This is a genomic window from Trinickia caryophylli (assembly GCF_034424545.1).
GTDB lineage: Bacteria > Pseudomonadota > Gammaproteobacteria > Burkholderiales > Burkholderiaceae > Trinickia > Trinickia caryophylli.
Map to the genome: position 1 here is coordinate 2279883 of NZ_CP139971.1, position 14492 is coordinate 2294374.

Annotated in this window: 11 protein-coding genes, 2 tRNA genes and 2 rRNA genes; 9 read left to right on the top strand and 6 right to left on the bottom strand. The window is 60.0% G+C overall.

Annotation, left to right across the window (positions count from 1 at the left end):
- Position 1 precedes the first annotated feature (1 nt).
- Together U0034_RS29125 and U0034_RS29130 are read left to right on the top strand one after the other, a co-directional pair.
- Positions 2 to 334, top strand: a complete 333-nt coding sequence (locus U0034_RS29125) for an SMR family transporter (RefSeq protein ID WP_085230717.1) — start codon at positions 2 to 4, stop codon at positions 332 to 334.
- Positions 335 to 468: 134 nt separating this feature from the next.
- Positions 469 to 657, top strand: a complete 189-nt coding sequence (locus U0034_RS29130; RefSeq protein ID WP_139831234.1) for a hypothetical protein — start codon at positions 469 to 471, stop codon at positions 655 to 657.
- 187 nt (positions 658 to 844) lie between these two features.
- Here the strand turns inward: U0034_RS29130 and U0034_RS29135 are convergent, their stop codons facing one another.
- Complete coding sequence (locus U0034_RS29135) at positions 845 to 1144, bottom strand: 2Fe-2S iron-sulfur cluster-binding protein (RefSeq protein ID WP_085230740.1); 300 nt, start codon at positions 1142 to 1144, stop codon at positions 845 to 847.
- 184 nt (positions 1145 to 1328) lie between these two features.
- Between U0034_RS29135 and U0034_RS29140 the strand changes: the two genes are divergently transcribed.
- The gene (locus U0034_RS29140) at positions 1329 to 1526 is read left to right on the top strand and encodes a DUF2964 family protein (protein ID WP_085230715.1); all 198 of its coding nucleotides are present in this window, start codon (positions 1329 to 1331) and stop codon (positions 1524 to 1526) included.
- 198 nt (positions 1527 to 1724) lie between these two features.
- On the top strand, positions 1725 to 2015 hold the full coding sequence (locus tag U0034_RS29145; protein ID WP_085230739.1) for a DUF1488 family protein: 291 nt from the start codon (positions 1725 to 1727) through the stop codon (positions 2013 to 2015).
- 150 nt (positions 2016 to 2165) lie between these two features.
- Here U0034_RS29145 and U0034_RS29150 read toward each other — a convergent pair whose 3' ends face one another.
- The 4 genes from U0034_RS29150 to U0034_RS29165 form a co-directional block, all read right to left on the bottom strand.
- Positions 2166 to 3470, bottom strand: coding sequence for an NCS2 family permease (locus U0034_RS29150; protein WP_085230714.1), 1305 nt, complete (start codon positions 3468 to 3470; stop codon positions 2166 to 2168).
- 217 nt (positions 3471 to 3687) lie between these two features.
- Positions 3688 to 4443, bottom strand: a complete 756-nt coding sequence (locus U0034_RS29155) for a slipin family protein (RefSeq protein WP_085230713.1) — start codon at positions 4441 to 4443, stop codon at positions 3688 to 3690.
- Entirely contained in the window at positions 4440 to 5951 is a 1512-nt protein-coding gene (locus tag U0034_RS29160; RefSeq protein ID WP_085230712.1) for an NfeD family protein, read from the bottom strand. The genes U0034_RS29155 and U0034_RS29160 overlap by 4 nt, the downstream gene beginning before the upstream one ends.
- Before the next feature lie 321 nt (positions 5952 to 6272).
- A complete protein-coding gene (locus U0034_RS29165; RefSeq protein WP_085230711.1) occupies positions 6273 to 6473 on the bottom strand; it encodes a hypothetical protein in 201 nt (66 codons plus the stop codon).
- Between the two features lie 291 nt (positions 6474 to 6764).
- On the opposite strand from U0034_RS29165, the gene U0034_RS29170 reads away from it, so the two are divergent.
- Complete coding sequence (locus tag U0034_RS29170; RefSeq protein ID WP_233212108.1) at positions 6765 to 7868, top strand: cytochrome P450; 1104 nt, start codon at positions 6765 to 6767, stop codon at positions 7866 to 7868.
- 245 nt (positions 7869 to 8113) lie between these two features.
- Here the strand turns inward: U0034_RS29170 and U0034_RS29175 are convergent, their stop codons facing one another.
- Positions 8114 to 9028 carry a glutaminase gene (locus tag U0034_RS29175; protein WP_085230710.1) on the bottom strand — a complete coding sequence of 305 codons (915 nt, stop codon included), beginning with the start codon at positions 9026 to 9028 and terminating at the stop codon, positions 8114 to 8116.
- Between the two features lie 718 nt (positions 9029 to 9746).
- On the opposite strand from U0034_RS29175, the gene U0034_RS29180 reads away from it, so the two are divergent.
- The 4 genes from U0034_RS29180 (at position 9747) to U0034_RS29195 (ending at position 14492) form a co-directional block, all read left to right on the top strand.
- A 16S ribosomal RNA gene (locus U0034_RS29180) occupies positions 9747 to 11277 on the top strand.
- A 64-nt stretch (positions 11278 to 11341) separates the two neighbouring features.
- Positions 11342 to 11418 (top strand) — tRNA-Ile (locus U0034_RS29185).
- 111 nt (positions 11419 to 11529) lie between these two features.
- A tRNA-Ala gene (locus tag U0034_RS29190) sits at positions 11530 to 11605 on the top strand.
- A 283-nt stretch (positions 11606 to 11888) separates the two neighbouring features.
- Positions 11889 to 14492 (top strand): 23S ribosomal RNA (locus tag U0034_RS29195).
- Together the 16S and 23S rRNA genes with 2 tRNA genes alongside form the textbook arrangement of a ribosomal RNA operon.

The following is a 14492-nucleotide window of genomic DNA, read 5'->3' on the forward strand; positions in this document are numbered from 1 at the left end:
GATGAATGCGTACCTTTACCTGGGTGTGGCCATTGCCTGCGAAGTCGTGGCGACGACGCTGCTCAAGGCGTCCGACGGGTTGAGCCGGCTCTGGCCAACGCTCGGCACGATAGCGGGCTATGCGGCTGCGTTTTTTTGTCTCTCTCTTACGCTGAAGTCGATCCCTACGGGTGTGGCTTACGCGATCTGGTCGGGTGTCGGGATCGTTCTCATTTCGATCGCGGGCTGGCTTTTCTTCAAGCAGACGCTCGACGCCGCGGCCATTGCCGGCATGTCGCTGATCGCGGCGGGTGTGGTCGTGATCAACGTCTTTTCGAAGTCGGCGGCGCACTGAGCGCTAAATCCATTATTTCGAAGGCAAGTTATTCGATGCGCACTTGATCGCTATCGCGCCCCGATTCGCACTAGAATCGAGAGCGGTTGTTTGCTTATTGCGAAGCGCAATCCGGTGCAATGGAAAACTTGTTCATGTCCCGTGCAAGTGCGATAGCGTTATTGATCGACGTGCGGCGGGAATTGCTCGATCATCAGAAGGAAAACGGGCGCGACGAACTCGCGAGGGAGGCGCTCGACCGCTTGATTCTCGACGTGCGTGCGAACCGCGTCGACATCTTCGAGCTTCGTTTTCCCGCCCTGCGCCGGGTGACGGTGCTTTAGCAGCCGATCGACAGTTGCGTCACGGGCGATTCCCGATTTCCGTTCTCCGCCGGTCATATCGAATACACATCTGCACATCTGCACGTTCGTGGATGCACACCAGGTGCATGCATTTCGATTGCCATCGCGATGCCGAAGTCATTGAACGAGCCTCATTGCTTCCGTGCTGCTTTTTCACTGATTTGGATCAAAGTACCTCGGCGCCAGGCGCCACTAAGATGAGATTGGTTTTCGCGATCGCGACGCAAGGCAAAACGAAGCCTTCTGCTTTTTCTTCCTTCGTCAAGCCGGGCCATTCGATCCGATAGGAAACCGTGCCGCCGCGCAACTGAGCGAGGCACGTCCGGCAAGTGCCGTTGCGGCAGGAGCGCGGAAGGCGCACACCAGCGGCAGTTGCGGCTTCGAGCAGGCTCAAGTGCGCGGGCGCCTCGAACGACCGGCCGAGCGGTTCGACGCGAATGAGCGGTGGTCGTTCGGAAGTGGGCATGGGCTCGTGGACGATCGGTATGAGGTGGCGAATGTGTCGCGCCGCAGCATACCGGAAAACGAGTTCGGAGGTAGGGGGGCGGACTCGGACCGCGGGAATGTTCTTCTTGCGATCGTGCGCAATGTTGCAACGATTGAAACGATAGCGCGCGTGGCACGACGCGCGCCGCGTTCGGGAGAACGCCATGATTCGCACCGAATTGAGAGTCGTATTGGCCGTCATTGCGACGTTCGTCGCGCTGGGCGGCATTGCGCTGGCGATCCACGGTCTGCTCGTCGACAAGAGCGACGCCGTTTTCTACGGGGTGGGGGCGATCGTCGGCGGCGTCTTGGGCTGCGCGGTGCTGCTGAACATATGGCCTCGCGATACATCGGAGCGATGACGGCTTTTTGTCGCCGGAGTGCGGGGTGGCGGGTACCGGCCGCAAGTAATGCTTGCGCACTGCGCCAGACGTTCTAAAGTACATGCAACCGACGGAAGCCGGTTTTTTCCGTTGCGTCAGGCCGCGCCTTCCTGAAGAAGGCGGTCATCCCCACGGGCGCGGTTACCGGTGTGTTTCGTCATGGCAAAGGCGAATCCCATGCAGATCACATTTCCGAAGGCAGTCCCCGAATACTCGGGGCGCGAGTTGACATTGGCTTTCCCGGCGCTCGTCGATGGCGAGCGAGTGGAATGCACGATCACGGCCGAGGCGCTCGAGGACCATTTCGGTGCGGCTTCATCCCGTCTCGAGGACATGATGGGCGCGTTCGACGCGCATCGGGCGCGCATCGAGGCGGCGGCGCGGCGCCTGCTATCCGAAACGGATGCCCGCTGCGCCGAGCTGCGCAGCGGCTATGTGCGCTTCTACGAGGCCAATGCCCGCGCTTGAGGTGCTTGGGGTGATTGAGGCGCTCGAGCCGGCGTACGCGCCGGTCGCCTTCGACATACGTCGGTTGCGCTGCCTCGAATCCTTGCTGGGCGGAGCCGGCAAGCGCGCGGCCGGGCGCCGCTTCCACCGTTCCCACTGTTCCCACTGTTCCTATTCGGAGCCCAGATAGAAGTAGCGAAAGAGAAACACGGCGGCGATGATCCAGACGATCGCCTTGACTTGCCGTGCGCGGCCCGTGAGCAATTTCAAACCTGCATAGGAAATGAAGCCGAACGCTACGCCGTTTGCGATCGAGTACGTGAACGGCATCATGAGCGCGGTGAGCGCGGCGGGTACGACTTCCGTCGCGTCGTCCCAGGGCAGGTCGGCCAATTCGCGCAGCATCAGGCAAGAAACATAGAGTAGTGCGGGCGCGGTGGCATAGCCGGGCACGACGCCGGCGAGCGGCGCGATGAAGAGGCACGCGAGAAAGAGTACGGCCACGGTGATGGCGGTCACGCCGGTGCGTCCCCCGGCCTGCACGCCGGAGGCACTTTCTATATAGGCGGTCGTGGACGAAGTGCCCAGCATGGCGCCTGCGACGATGGCGGTACTGTCCGCGAGCAGGGCTTTGTTGAGGCGGTGCATCTTGCCTTCGACGAGGAGCCCGGCGCGATTGGCCACGCCCATCAGCGTGCCCGTGGCATCGAACAGCTCCACGAGGAAGAAGACGAGGATGACGTTGACGATGCCGGCGGACAGCGCCGCGCGGATATCGAGGTGAAAGAGCGTCGGGTCGATCGAGGGCGGCGTGGAAATGACGCCGTGGAATTGATTGCCGCCGAAGAAGAACGAGAGCACCGTCACGCCGAGGATGCCGATGAGGATGGCGCCGCGCACGCGCAGGTGGTCGAGCGCGACGATGGCGAAAAAGCCGATGGTGGCGAGGATGACGGGGGGCTTGTGCAGATCGCCGAGCGTGACGAGCGTGGCGGGGCTGCCGGCAACGACGCCTGCCGTTTTGAGCGAGATGATGGCGAGAAAGAGGCCGATGCCGCCTGTGATGGCGACTCGGATCGAGTGCGGGATGCCGTTGACGATCAGCTCGCGGATGCGAAAAAGGGTGACGGCGAGGAACAGGCATCCGGAGATGAAGACGGCGCCGAGCGCGGCCTGCCAGGTGAAGCCCATGCCTTTGACGACGGTGTAGGCGAAATAGGCGTTGAGGCCCATGCCCGGTGCGCAGGCGATGGGGTAATTGGCGTAGAGCCCCATGATGAGGGAGGCGAGGGCGGCGACGAGGCAGGTTGCGACGAAGACGGCGTCGCGCGGCATGCCGGCGTCGCCGAGGATGGCTGGATTGACGAAGATGATGTAGGCCATCGTCAGGAAGGTGGTGACACCGGCGAGCACCTCGGTGCGCAGAGTGGTGCCGGCTTCATCGAAGCCGAAATAGCGTTTGGCGGATTCGAGCATAGGGAAGGTTCTGGTTTGTTCCATGACGGTTGTGGGCCCCATGCGGGCGGTCAGGCCAAGTCAGCGCTTCAACGCTGCGTCAAAACGTCGTATGCGGGCTGTGCCTTACTCTACACAGCCGGCGCGGCGAAGCTAGCGGCCCGCCGTAATAGCGACTATTTGCCCGGCAGCACCTGCGCGCATGGCTCGTGCCGCGATTATCGCGGCGCCAGGGGCCTTAGCGCCGATGGAGCAACGCATCCAGGACATCGATCGGCAGCGGGAAAACGATAGTGGAGTTTTTGTCGGCAGCGATTGTAGTAAGCGTTTGCAGATAGCGCAATTGCATGGCCTGGGGTTGCCTGGCGAGGGTCTGTGCGGCTTCGAGGAGCTTTTGCGAGGCTTGCAGCTCGCCGTCGGCATGAATGACCTTGGCGCGGCGCTCGCGCTCCGCCTCTGCCTGCCGCGCGATGGCGCGGATCATGGATTCGTTGATGTCCACATGCTTGATCTCGACGTTGGATACCTTGATGCCCCAGGCATCGGTTTGCGTGTCGAGCACTTTCTGGATATCGGCATTGAGCTGCTCGCGTTCGGCGAGCAGTTCGTCGAGCTCGTGCTTGCCGAGCACCGCGCGCAGCGTCGTTTGCGCGAGCTGACTGGTTGCTTCGAAAAAGCGGGCAACCTGGATGACGGCCCGCTCCGGATCGACGACGCGAAAATAAACGACGGCATTGACCTTGACGGACACGTTGTCGCGCGTAATGACGTCCTGCGGCGGCACGTCGAACACGACGGTGCGCAAATCCATCCGTACGGCTTGCTGAATGATCGGGACGATGAGCACGAGCCCGGGCCCCTTGACCTTCCAAAAGCGTCCGAGCATGAAGACGACGCCGCGCTCGTACTCGCGAAAAATGCGGATCGACGACGCCACGAGGATGATGGCGAAAAAAATGAGCAGGCTACTGAAGCCGAACGTAAAGCCGATCATGAAGTTCTCCTTTCATTGGCGCTCGGTGCTTGTTCCGGGCTGTGCGCGGGGCAGGGAGGATCGAGCGGCGCGACGGTCAGCGTAAGGCCACTGCGCGCGGTGACGCGTACGCGGCATCCGGGCGCAAGCGGTTGAGCACAGCGCACGCGCCAGCGTTCGCCTTGCACGCGGGCCCAGCCCGTCATTTCGGGCGCCGCGTCCTCCTGGGCCTGCAAGCCCTGGTCGATGATTTCGCCGGTGCTGCCGATCAGTGCCTGCGCGCCGGTGACGACGGGGCGCAGGCGGGCCTGCATGGCGAAGCGCGAGACGAAAAGGACCAAAACGAGGCCTGTGGTGGCGAGCGCGGCGATGACGGGCCAGGGTATGCCGTAGCCGGGCACGTCGGTATCGATGAGCATGACGGCGCCCGCCGCGAAGGCGACGATACCGCCGAAGCCCAGGGAGCCGAAGGTCGGCAGGAACGCTTCGGCGACCAGAAAAGCAAGTCCGAGAAAGATCAGGGCGAGCCCCGTATAACTTATCGGCAGTAGTTGCAGCGCAAAGAGCCCGAGCAGCAGTGAAATGGCGCCGGCCACGCCCGGCAGTACGAAGCCCGGGTTGGCGAACTCGAAGAAAAGCCCGTACACGCCGATCGTGAGCAGGATAAGCGCGACGTTCGGATCGGTGATGACGGCGAGCGCGCGCGTGCGCCAATCGGGCTCGAGCGTGACGATGGGGGCATGCGCGGTGGCCAGTTGCCTCGCACCGGCCGCGGTCTCGACACGCCGGCCATCGAGTTTGCGCAGCAGCTCCGCGGTATCGCTCGCCATCAAGTCGATCACATGCTGCTCGAGGGCCTCGTTTGCCGGCAAACTTACGGCCTCGCGGACGGCGCGCTCGGCCCAGGCAGGGTTGCGCCCGCGCATCTGAGCGAGGCTGCGGATATAGGCTGAGGCGTCGCCGATCCGTTTTCTTGCCTCGGTGGACTGCGTATCGGACGCACGGGGTTCCGAGGCCTTTTCGGTAGCGTCGCCGCTGCCGGGCGTTCTGCCCCCGCCGCCGATCTCGATCGGCGTGGCGGCGCCGAGGTTCGTGCCGGGCGCCATGGCGGCGATGTGCGCGGCATAGACGATATAGGTGCCAGCGCTGGCGGCGCGTGCCCCGCTGGGCGCAACGAAGGCTGCGACGGGCACGGGCGACGCGAGAATCGCCTTGATGATCTGTCGCATCGACGTATCCAGCCCACCGGGCGTGTCGAGTTCGATGACGACGAGCGCCGCTTCCTGGTGGGCGGCGCGCGTGAGGCCACGCGTGATGAAATCGGCCGAAGCGGGGCTGATCGCGCCGGAGACACGGATGACGATTGCTTCGTTTGCCGCGGCGGCGTCGGGGAGGGCAGCCGCCAACGAGGCAAGCCCGGCGAGCAACAACGCTGCGCCGACGAGGCGTGCCACCGGCGCCCAGGCGCGGCGGGCATGCGGCACGCGACCGGATGCGCGCGCGCCAAGAGGGGAGTGGCGGGTTTCCATCGTTTTTCGATCCAGCGCATCGGTGCGCCGCCGCCGGCGGCAACAGGCCGCCCTGACGTCTAAAGCTTAGGACGATTCCGCCGCGACGGGTAACGGTGGGTGGGCGACCGCCCCCTATTTCGATGATATCCCGCGCGCGTCGCATTCGTGTATGCCTGCGCCCGCCCGCCTCCCACGGTTATCGTGCCAAACCGTTGTCCGGGAGATAATGGGCCAAAAGCATCGATCTGCTTCTCACGGCATTCGGCCCGGGGGCTGCCCGCCGGAGATGCGGTATGTCCCTACAGGGTACCTGGGCGCATGAGCGCACGAACCGGCGCTCTAGCGCTGAGCGATTCGTACGTCATATCCGGCATCGTAGAAAGCAACGAGGAATTCCTCTGCAAAGAGCCAGGAGTCGACTTCGACGGTGTTCGTGCACGCGTCCGTGACGACCTTTGCATCAGGGTCGACAGAAATGATGGCGCTCCGGATTTTCGGAGCGTCATGGTCGGATAGGTTTTCCAGGATCCTGAACTTCATCTTTCCACCGGTTTGGTTGGATATCGTGGATGCGGACTGTCCGTATTCAGCAACGACCGTGAATCGGCGCGCCTATTGCCCGCGCCAGCCGCGTTTCTCACGTTACCGCGGGGAAGCGGGACGATATTGCTCTGGATCAAGTCGGCGATATATGTATCACAATATGATATATAGCGGATCGCGCCTGCGGCTGCGACGAGTGCCGCGGCGAGTGCTGCCGCGAGAAGCAGCGACGCAGCCGTGGGCGTGGCTACGGGCGGAACCGAGCGTTGTGGTCAAAGAGAGAAGAGTATGGATGCGAAGCGAAAGAGCGACTGGGACCCCCGATCGGAGGAGGTGCGGCGCGACCAGGTGGCCGTCTACGACGAGATGCGGGGCCGCTGCCCTGTCGCGCACAGCGAATATTTGCATTGGTCGCTGTTTCGGCACGAGGACGTCATGCGCGTGCTCAATGAACCGGAAACGTTCAGCAGTGCGGTATCGCACCACCTGTCCGTGCCGAACGGCATGGATCCGCCCGAACACGCGCAATACCGCGAGATCATCGAGCCGTACTTCGATCCCGAGCGAATGGCCGCCTTCGAGCCGAAGTGCCGGAGTATTGCTGCGAGCCTGGTCGATGCCTTGCCGCGGCACGGTGAGGTGGAGTTTATGGCCGGATTCGCCGAGGCGTTTGCAATGCGAATCCAATGCGCCTTTCTCGGCTGGCCTGGGCAATTGCATGTTCCGCTGCGCGAGTGGGTTCGCCGGAATCATGCTGCCACGCTCTCGGGCGACAAGCGCGCAATGGGTAGCGTCGCCGTCCAGTTCGACGGTTATATCAGCGCGCTGCTCACGGAGCGCCGCCGGCTCGGTTGCGATGCTCCCGAGGACATCACGACGAGTCTGATGCGAGCGCACATAGGCGGGCGGCCGCTGAGCGACCCGGAGATCGTCAGCATTTTGCGAAACTGGACGGTAGGGGAACTGGGTACGATAGCGGCCTGCGTCGGCATCCTCGCGCAGTACCTGGCCGTACGCCCGGACGTGCAGGAACAGGTCCGCGCGCACAGCGCATTGCTGCCCGCGGCTATCGACGAGATACTGCGCATCCGTCCGCCGCTTATCGCGAACCGCCGCGTTGCGGCCAAGGCCGTGAATATCGGTGGACGCAACATCGAGGCCGGAGAGCGAATCACACTGATATGGGCGTCCGCGGATCGCGATGAGGCGGCCTTTGGCAACTCCGATGAGTTCCGGCTCGACCGCGATCCGGATAAGAACCTGTTATACGGTGCGGGCATTCATGCGTGTCCGGGCGCACCGCTCGCCCGGCTCGAGTTGCGTGTGGTGATGGAAGAACTGTTGGCGAAAACCACGCGGCTTGCGCTTGTATCGGATAGCCCGTCTGTGTGAATGCGGTGTACCCGGCCGCTGGCTATTCGGTCTTGCCGCTATGGATCGAGTAGGCAGGGCGAACATCGATTGATTGGAACGGCTTCGCTTGCCTCAGCTCGGACATGAACCCGCGAAGGTCTGGCGGGCCAATGGTGGCGTCGAGCCGGATCGGCGGGGGCGGGCCGACCATATCGGCGGACGAGGCACATTCCGTCGGGCAGACGGGCGCGATACCCGCCCGCTGCCGCTGTGCTTGCCCCGGTTCAAAAGATCGATCGCCCGGAATAAGTCGTCAGCCACTCTAATGCCAGCGTGCCGGCGAGGGAATTGCCGTTTGCGTCGAGCCCGGGCGACCAGACGCATACGGCCATCTCCCCAGGCAGCACGGCCACGATTCCGCCGCCCACGCCGCTCTTGGCGGGCAACCCCACGCGATAGACGAAGTCGCCCGCGGCATCGTAGGTGCCGCAGGTCAACATGAGCGCGGAGAGGCGTTTGGCCGAGCTTGGATCGAGCACGCGCTCGTTCGTAGCGGGCGCAATCCCGCTGTTCGCGAGAAAGAGGGCCGCGCGCGCGAGTTCGACGCAGTTCATTTCGATCGCGCACTGACGGCAATACGCATCGACGACCGACTCCGGCGGCATGTGCAGATTGCCGAAGCTCGCGATGAAATGAGCCATGGCGCGATTTCGTTCGGCATGCAGAAGCTCGGACTGCGCAACGCGCGAATCGTAATCGACGTCTGCGGCGCCGCTCAGGCGGCGCACGAACTGAACGAGCGCGGTTTCGGCGCGCACGAAGCGGCGGCAGAGCACGTCGGTGACGACTAGTGCGCCGGCGTTGATGAATGGATTGCGCGGCAGACCGCGCTCGGTTTCGAGCTGCACGAGCGAGTTGAATGCCGTCCCCGATGGTTCGCGACCGACCCGTTGCCAGAGGGCGTCGCCGAGCAGTTGGAAGGCGAGCGTGCACGCGAACAGTTTCGAGATGCTTTGGATCGAGAAGCGTTCGTCGGCGTCGCCGACGCGATACACGTCGCCGGCGAGTGTGACGATGGCCATGCCGAAGCTGTCGGCAGGCACTTTTGCCAGTTCGGGAATGTAGTTCGCCACGCGCCCAATGGAACGCCATGGCGTGATGTCGTTATAGATCTGGTCGAGAATGGGTTGGTAGTTCATACGCAAAGGTGCAGCGATGGCGTTCGGGGCCGTCCGGCTACCTAACTGTCTGTTTGTCGTCTGTTTGTCTATAGGCCGCTATGTATACGCCTCTAAGGTTGGGCGGATGCCGGCGGCGGAGCCCGTATGGAACAGGCAGCGGCGCCGGCCGTCAAGCGTTGCGACGTGGGTTGCGAATGCCGGCCCGCAAGATTCGGAATACGTGGCGTCGAGCGACGCGAGGGTACTTGCGCTCTTCGAGGAAGGCGCCTAGAATCACGCCCTTTCCGCGCTACCGAAAGCGGCGGCGCGGGGGAAGCGAAGGGTTGTAGCGATGGAGTGGCGAGGCGTTGTGCGAGGTTTGTGCGCGGTAAGTGGAAGGGCGCAACGCAACGGCCGAGTCGATGGGTGAAGCGAGCAGCGATGCAAAAAACCTGTTGACGAAAAGCGAAACGCTCTGCATAATCTCGCTTCTCTGCTGCTGATGCAGCAACGCAAGACGGGCGGTACGGAAGGTAGGTACTGCGGTGTTGAGCGACGTGATCTTTAACAATTCACAGCCGATAAGTGTGGGTACTTGATGGCGAGCGCAGTCGAATCCTTCGGGGTTCGATGAAGCGAAAGTATCAAGTCTCACGCTGTATTGAGAGTAAGGTTTGTCCGTCGAGAGATGGATGAATCCTGTCAGTACGTTGAGTGAGCGACCGACTCGAGAGAGTCGAAAACAGTAACAGGTATTGAACTGAAGAGTTTGATCCTGGCTCAGATTGAACGCTGGCGGCATGCTTTACACATGCAAGTCGAACGGCAGCACGGGGGCAACCCTGGTGGCGAGTGGCGAACGGGTGAGTAATACATCGGAACGTGTCCTGGAGTGGGGGATAGCCCGGCGAAAGCCGGATTAATACCGCATACGCTCGGGAGAGGAAAGCGGGGGGCCTTCGGGCCTCGCGCTCAAGGGGCGGCCGATGGCGGATTAGCTAGTTGGTGGGGTAAAGGCCTACCAAGGCGACGATCCGTAGCTGGTCTGAGAGGACGACCAGCCACACTGGGACTGAGACACGGCCCAGACTCCTACGGGAGGCAGCAGTGGGGAATTTTGGACAATGGGGGCAACCCTGATCCAGCAATGCCGCGTGTGCGAAGAAGGCCTTCGGGTTGTAAAGCACTTTTGTCCGGAAAGAAATCCTGCCTGTTAATACCGGGCGGGGATGACGGTACCGGAAGAATAAGCACCGGCTAACTACGTGCCAGCAGCCGCGGTAATACGTAGGGTGCGAGCGTTAATCGGAATTACTGGGCGTAAAGCGTGCGCAGGCGGTTCGCTAAGACCGATGTGAAATCCCCGGGCTTAACCTGGGAACTGCATTGGTGACTGGCGGGCTAGAGTATGGCAGAGGGGGGTAGAATTCCACGTGTAGCAGTGAAATGCGTAGAGATGTGGAGGAATACCGATGGCGAAGGCAGCCCCCTGGGCCAATACTGACGCTCATGCACGAAAGCGTGGGGAGCAAACAGGATTAGATACCCTGGTAGTCCACGCCCTAAACGATGTCAACTAGTTGTTGGGGATTCATTTCCTTAGTAACGAAGCTAACGCGTGAAGTTGACCGCCTGGGGAGTACGGTCGCAAGATTAAAACTCAAAGGAATTGACGGGGACCCGCACAAGCGGTGGATGATGTGGATTAATTCGATGCAACGCGAAAAACCTTACCTACCCTTGACATGGACGGAATCCCGCTGAGAGGTGGGAGTGCTCGAAAGAGAACCGTCGCACAGGTGCTGCATGGCTGTCGTCAGCTCGTGTCGTGAGATGTTGGGTTAAGTCCCGCAACGAGCGCAACCCTTGTCCTTAGTTGCTACGCAAGAGCACTCTAAGGAGACTGCCGGTGACAAACCGGAGGAAGGTGGGGATGACGTCAAGTCCTCATGGCCCTTATGGGTAGGGCTTCACACGTCATACAATGGTCGGAACAGAGGGTCGCCAACCCGCGAGGGGGAGCCAATCCCAGAAAACCGATCGTAGTCCGGATTGCACTCTGCAACTCGAGTGCATGAAGCTGGAATCGCTAGTAATCGCGGATCAGCATGCCGCGGTGAATACGTTCCCGGGTCTTGTACACACCGCCCGTCACACCATGGGAGTGGGTTTTACCAGAAGTGGCTAGTCTAACCGCAAGGAGGACGGTCACCACGGTAGGATTCATGACTGGGGTGAAGTCGTAACAAGGTAGCCGTATCGGAAGGTGCGGCTGGATCACCTCCTTTCCAGAGCTTGCGCGCTCAAAATTAAGTACTCACGCTTATCGGCTGTGAAGATTGACAGACTCAGGGGTCTGTAGCTCAGTCGGTTAGAGCACCGTCTTGATAAGGCGGGGGTCGTTGGTTCGAATCCAACCAGACCCACCAATTGCGATGATCGTTAGTGCTTTAGCACTTACGAGCATCTCACTCCCGAAGGGAGTTAAGCGGTGGTGATAAGCGACGGAGCTATCTGAGTGTCAAATTGGTTGTGCCTTGGGGGGCATAGCTCAGCTGGGAGAGCACCTGCTTTGCAAGCAGGGGGTCGTCGGTTCGATCCCGTCTGCCTCCACCATCGTCCCCAATGACAAATGCGTGAGCGCATCCGCTCGAGCCTTTGTCATTGGCGATAGAGCCAGTCAGAGCGACTGAACAAGTCGGCTGTCGATCTTTAACAATCTGGAAGAAGTAGTAATGGATATTGGAAGCGTCTGATGAGATGGACGTGGAAGATATCAATGGGTAGTGATTGTATCGAAGTATGAAAAGGGAATCGAAAGATGCCCTTGGAATACGGCACAAATGCGAGAACTCAACCTGTAGCGCAAGCGGCTCGAAGAGAGACGCTCTCGTTATAGGGTCAAGCGAACAAGTGCATGTGGTGGATGCCTTGGCGATCACAGGCGATGAAGGACGCGGTAGCCTGCGAAAAGCTCCGGGGAGCTGGCAAACAAGCTTTGATCCGGAGATGTCCGAATGGGGAAACCCGGCCCGCATGGGTCATCCATGGCTGAATACATAGGCCATGCGAAGCGAACGCGGTGAACTGAAACATCTAAGTAACCGCAGGAACAGAAATCAACCGAGATTCCCAAAGTAGTGGCGAGCGAAATGGGATGAGCCTTGTACTCTTTATCTTTGTTGTTAGCCGAACGCTCTGGAAAGTGCGGCCATAGCAGGTGATAGCCCTGTAGGCGAAAACAGCGAGGAAGAACTAGGTGTACGACAAGTAGGGCGGGACACGTGAAATCCTGTCTGAAGATGGGGGGACCATCCTCCAAGGCTAAATACTCGTGATCGACCGATAGTGAACCAGTACCGTGAGGGAAAGGCGAAAAGAACCCCGGGAGGGGAGTGAAATAGATCCTGAAACCGCATGCATACAAACAGTCGGAGCCTCGTAAGGGGTGACGGCGTACCTTTTGTATAATGGGTCAGCGACTTACGTTCAGTAGCAAGCTTAACCGATTAGGGCAGGCGTAGCGAAAGCGAGTCCGAATAGGGCGTTCAGTTGCTGGGCGTAGACCCGAAACCAAGTGATCTATCCATGGCCAGGTTGAAGGTGCGGTAACACGTACTGGAGGACCGAACCCACTAACGTTGAAAAGTTAGGGGATGAGCTGTGGATAGGGGTGAAAGGCTAAACAAACTTGGAAATAGCTGGTTCTCTCCGAAAACTATTTAGGTAGTGCCTCGTGTGTCACCTTCGGGGGTAGAGCACTGTCATGGTTGAAGGGTCCATTGCGGATTACTTCGCCATAGCAAACTCCGAATACCGAAGAGTGTAATCACGGGAGACAGACATCGGGTGCTAACGTCCGGTGTCAAGAGGGAAACAACCCAGACCGCCAGCTAAGGTCCCCAAATATGGCTAAGTGGGAAACGAAGTGGGAAGGCTAAAACAGTCAGGAGGTTGGCTTAGAAGCAGCCACCCTTTAAAGAAAGCGTAATAGCTCACTGATCGAGTCGTCCTGCGCGGAAGATGTAACGGGGCTAAGCCATATACCGAAGCTGCGGATGCGTACGTAAGTACGTGTGGTAGGAGAGCGTTCCGTAAGCCTGCGAAGGTGTCTTGTAAAGGATGCTGGAGGTATCGGAAGTGCGAATGCTGACATGAGTAGCGATAAAGGGGGTGAAAGGCCCCCTCGCCGTAAGCCCAAGGTTTCCTACGCAACGTTCATCGGCGTAGGGTGAGTCGGCCCCTAAGGCGAGGCAGAAATGCGTAGCTGATGGGAAGCAGGTCAATATTCCTGCACCGTCGTGAGATGCGATGGGGGGACGGATCGCGGAAGGTTGTCCGGGTGTTGGAAGTCCCGGTCGCTGCATTGGAGAAGGCGCTTAGGCAAATCCGGGCGCGTAATTCAAGGGTGTGGCGCGAGTGGCTATAAGCCGCGAAGCAATCGGAAGGGGTCCCAAGAAAAGCCTCTAAGCTTCAGTCTCACGATGACCGTACCGCAAACCGACACAGGTGGGCGAGATGAGTATTCTAAGGCGCTTGAGAGAACTCGGGAGAAGGAACTCGGCAAATTGGTACCGTAACTTCGGGATAAGGTACGCCCTTGTAGCTTGACTGGCTCGCGCCAGGAGGGTGAAGGGGTTGCAATAAACTGGTGGCTGCGACTGTTTAATAAAAACACAGCACTCTGCAAACACGAAAGTGGACGTATAGGGTGTGACGCCTGCCCGGTGCCGGAAGATTAAATGATGGGGTGCAAGCTCTTGATTGAAGTCCCGGTAAACGGCGGCCGTAACTATAACGGTCCTAAGGTAGCGAAATTCCTTGTCGGGTAAGTTCCGACCTGCACGAATGGCGTAACGATGGCCACACTGTCTCCTCCCGAGACTCAGCGAAGTTGAAGTGTTTGTGATGATGCAATCTCCCCGCGGCTAGACGGAAAGACCCCATGAACCTTTACTGTAGCTTTGCATTGGACTTTGAACCGATCTGTGTAGGATAGGTGGGAGGCTATGAAACCGGAACGCTAGTTTCGGTGGAGCCGTCCTTGAAATACCACCCTGGTTTGTTTGAGGTTCTAACCTTGGCCCGTGATCCGGGTCGGGGACAGTGCATGGTAGGCAGTTTGACTGGGGCGGTCTCCTCCCAAAGTGTAACGGAGGAGTACGAAGGTACGCTAGGTACGGTCGGAAATCGTGCTGATAGTGCAATGGCATAAGCGTGCTTAACTGCGAGACCGACAAGTCGAGCAGGTGCGAAAGCAGGTCATAGTGATCCGGTGGTTCTGTATGGAAGGGCCATCGCTCAACGGATAAAAGGTACTCTGGGGATAACAGGCTGATACCGCCCAAGAGTTCATATCGACGGCGGTGTTTGGCACCTCGATGTCGGCTCATCTCATCCTGGGGCTGTAGCCGGTCCCAAGGGTATGGCTGTTCGCCATTTAAAGAGGTACGTGAGCTGGGTTTAAAACGTCGTGAGACAGTTTGGTCCCTATCTGCCGTGG

What these genes read in the sequence shown, in the direction of transcription:
- U0034_RS29125 (WP_085230717.1), top strand. Translation starts at nt 2, where the DNA reads ATGAATGCGTACCTTTACCTGGGTGTGGCCATTGCCTGCGAAGTCGTG.
- U0034_RS29130 (WP_139831234.1), top strand. Translation starts at nt 469, where the DNA reads ATGTCCCGTGCAAGTGCGATAGCGTTATTGATCGACGTGCGGCGGGAA.
- U0034_RS29155 (WP_085230713.1), bottom strand. Translation starts at nt 4,443, where the DNA reads ATGATCGGCTTTACGTTCGGCTTCAGTAGCCTGCTCATTTTTTTCGCC.
- U0034_RS29145 (WP_085230739.1), top strand. Translation starts at nt 1,725, where the DNA reads ATGCAGATCACATTTCCGAAGGCAGTCCCCGAATACTCGGGGCGCGAG.
- U0034_RS29135 (WP_085230740.1), bottom strand. Translation starts at nt 1,144, where the DNA reads ATGCCCACTTCCGAACGACCACCGCTCATTCGCGTCGAACCGCTCGGC.
- U0034_RS29170 (WP_233212108.1), top strand. Translation starts at nt 6,765, where the DNA reads ATGGATGCGAAGCGAAAGAGCGACTGGGACCCCCGATCGGAGGAGGTG.
- U0034_RS29165 (WP_085230711.1), bottom strand. Translation starts at nt 6,473, where the DNA reads ATGAAGTTCAGGATCCTGGAAAACCTATCCGACCATGACGCTCCGAAA.
- U0034_RS29140 (WP_085230715.1), top strand. Translation starts at nt 1,329, where the DNA reads ATGATTCGCACCGAATTGAGAGTCGTATTGGCCGTCATTGCGACGTTC.
- U0034_RS29160 (WP_085230712.1), bottom strand. Translation starts at nt 5,951, where the DNA reads ATGGAAACCCGCCACTCCCCTCTTGGCGCGCGCGCATCCGGTCGCGTG.
- U0034_RS29150 (WP_085230714.1), bottom strand. Translation starts at nt 3,470, where the DNA reads ATGCTCGAATCCGCCAAACGCTATTTCGGCTTCGATGAAGCCGGCACC.
- U0034_RS29175 (WP_085230710.1), bottom strand. Translation starts at nt 9,028, where the DNA reads ATGAACTACCAACCCATTCTCGACCAGATCTATAACGACATCACGCCA.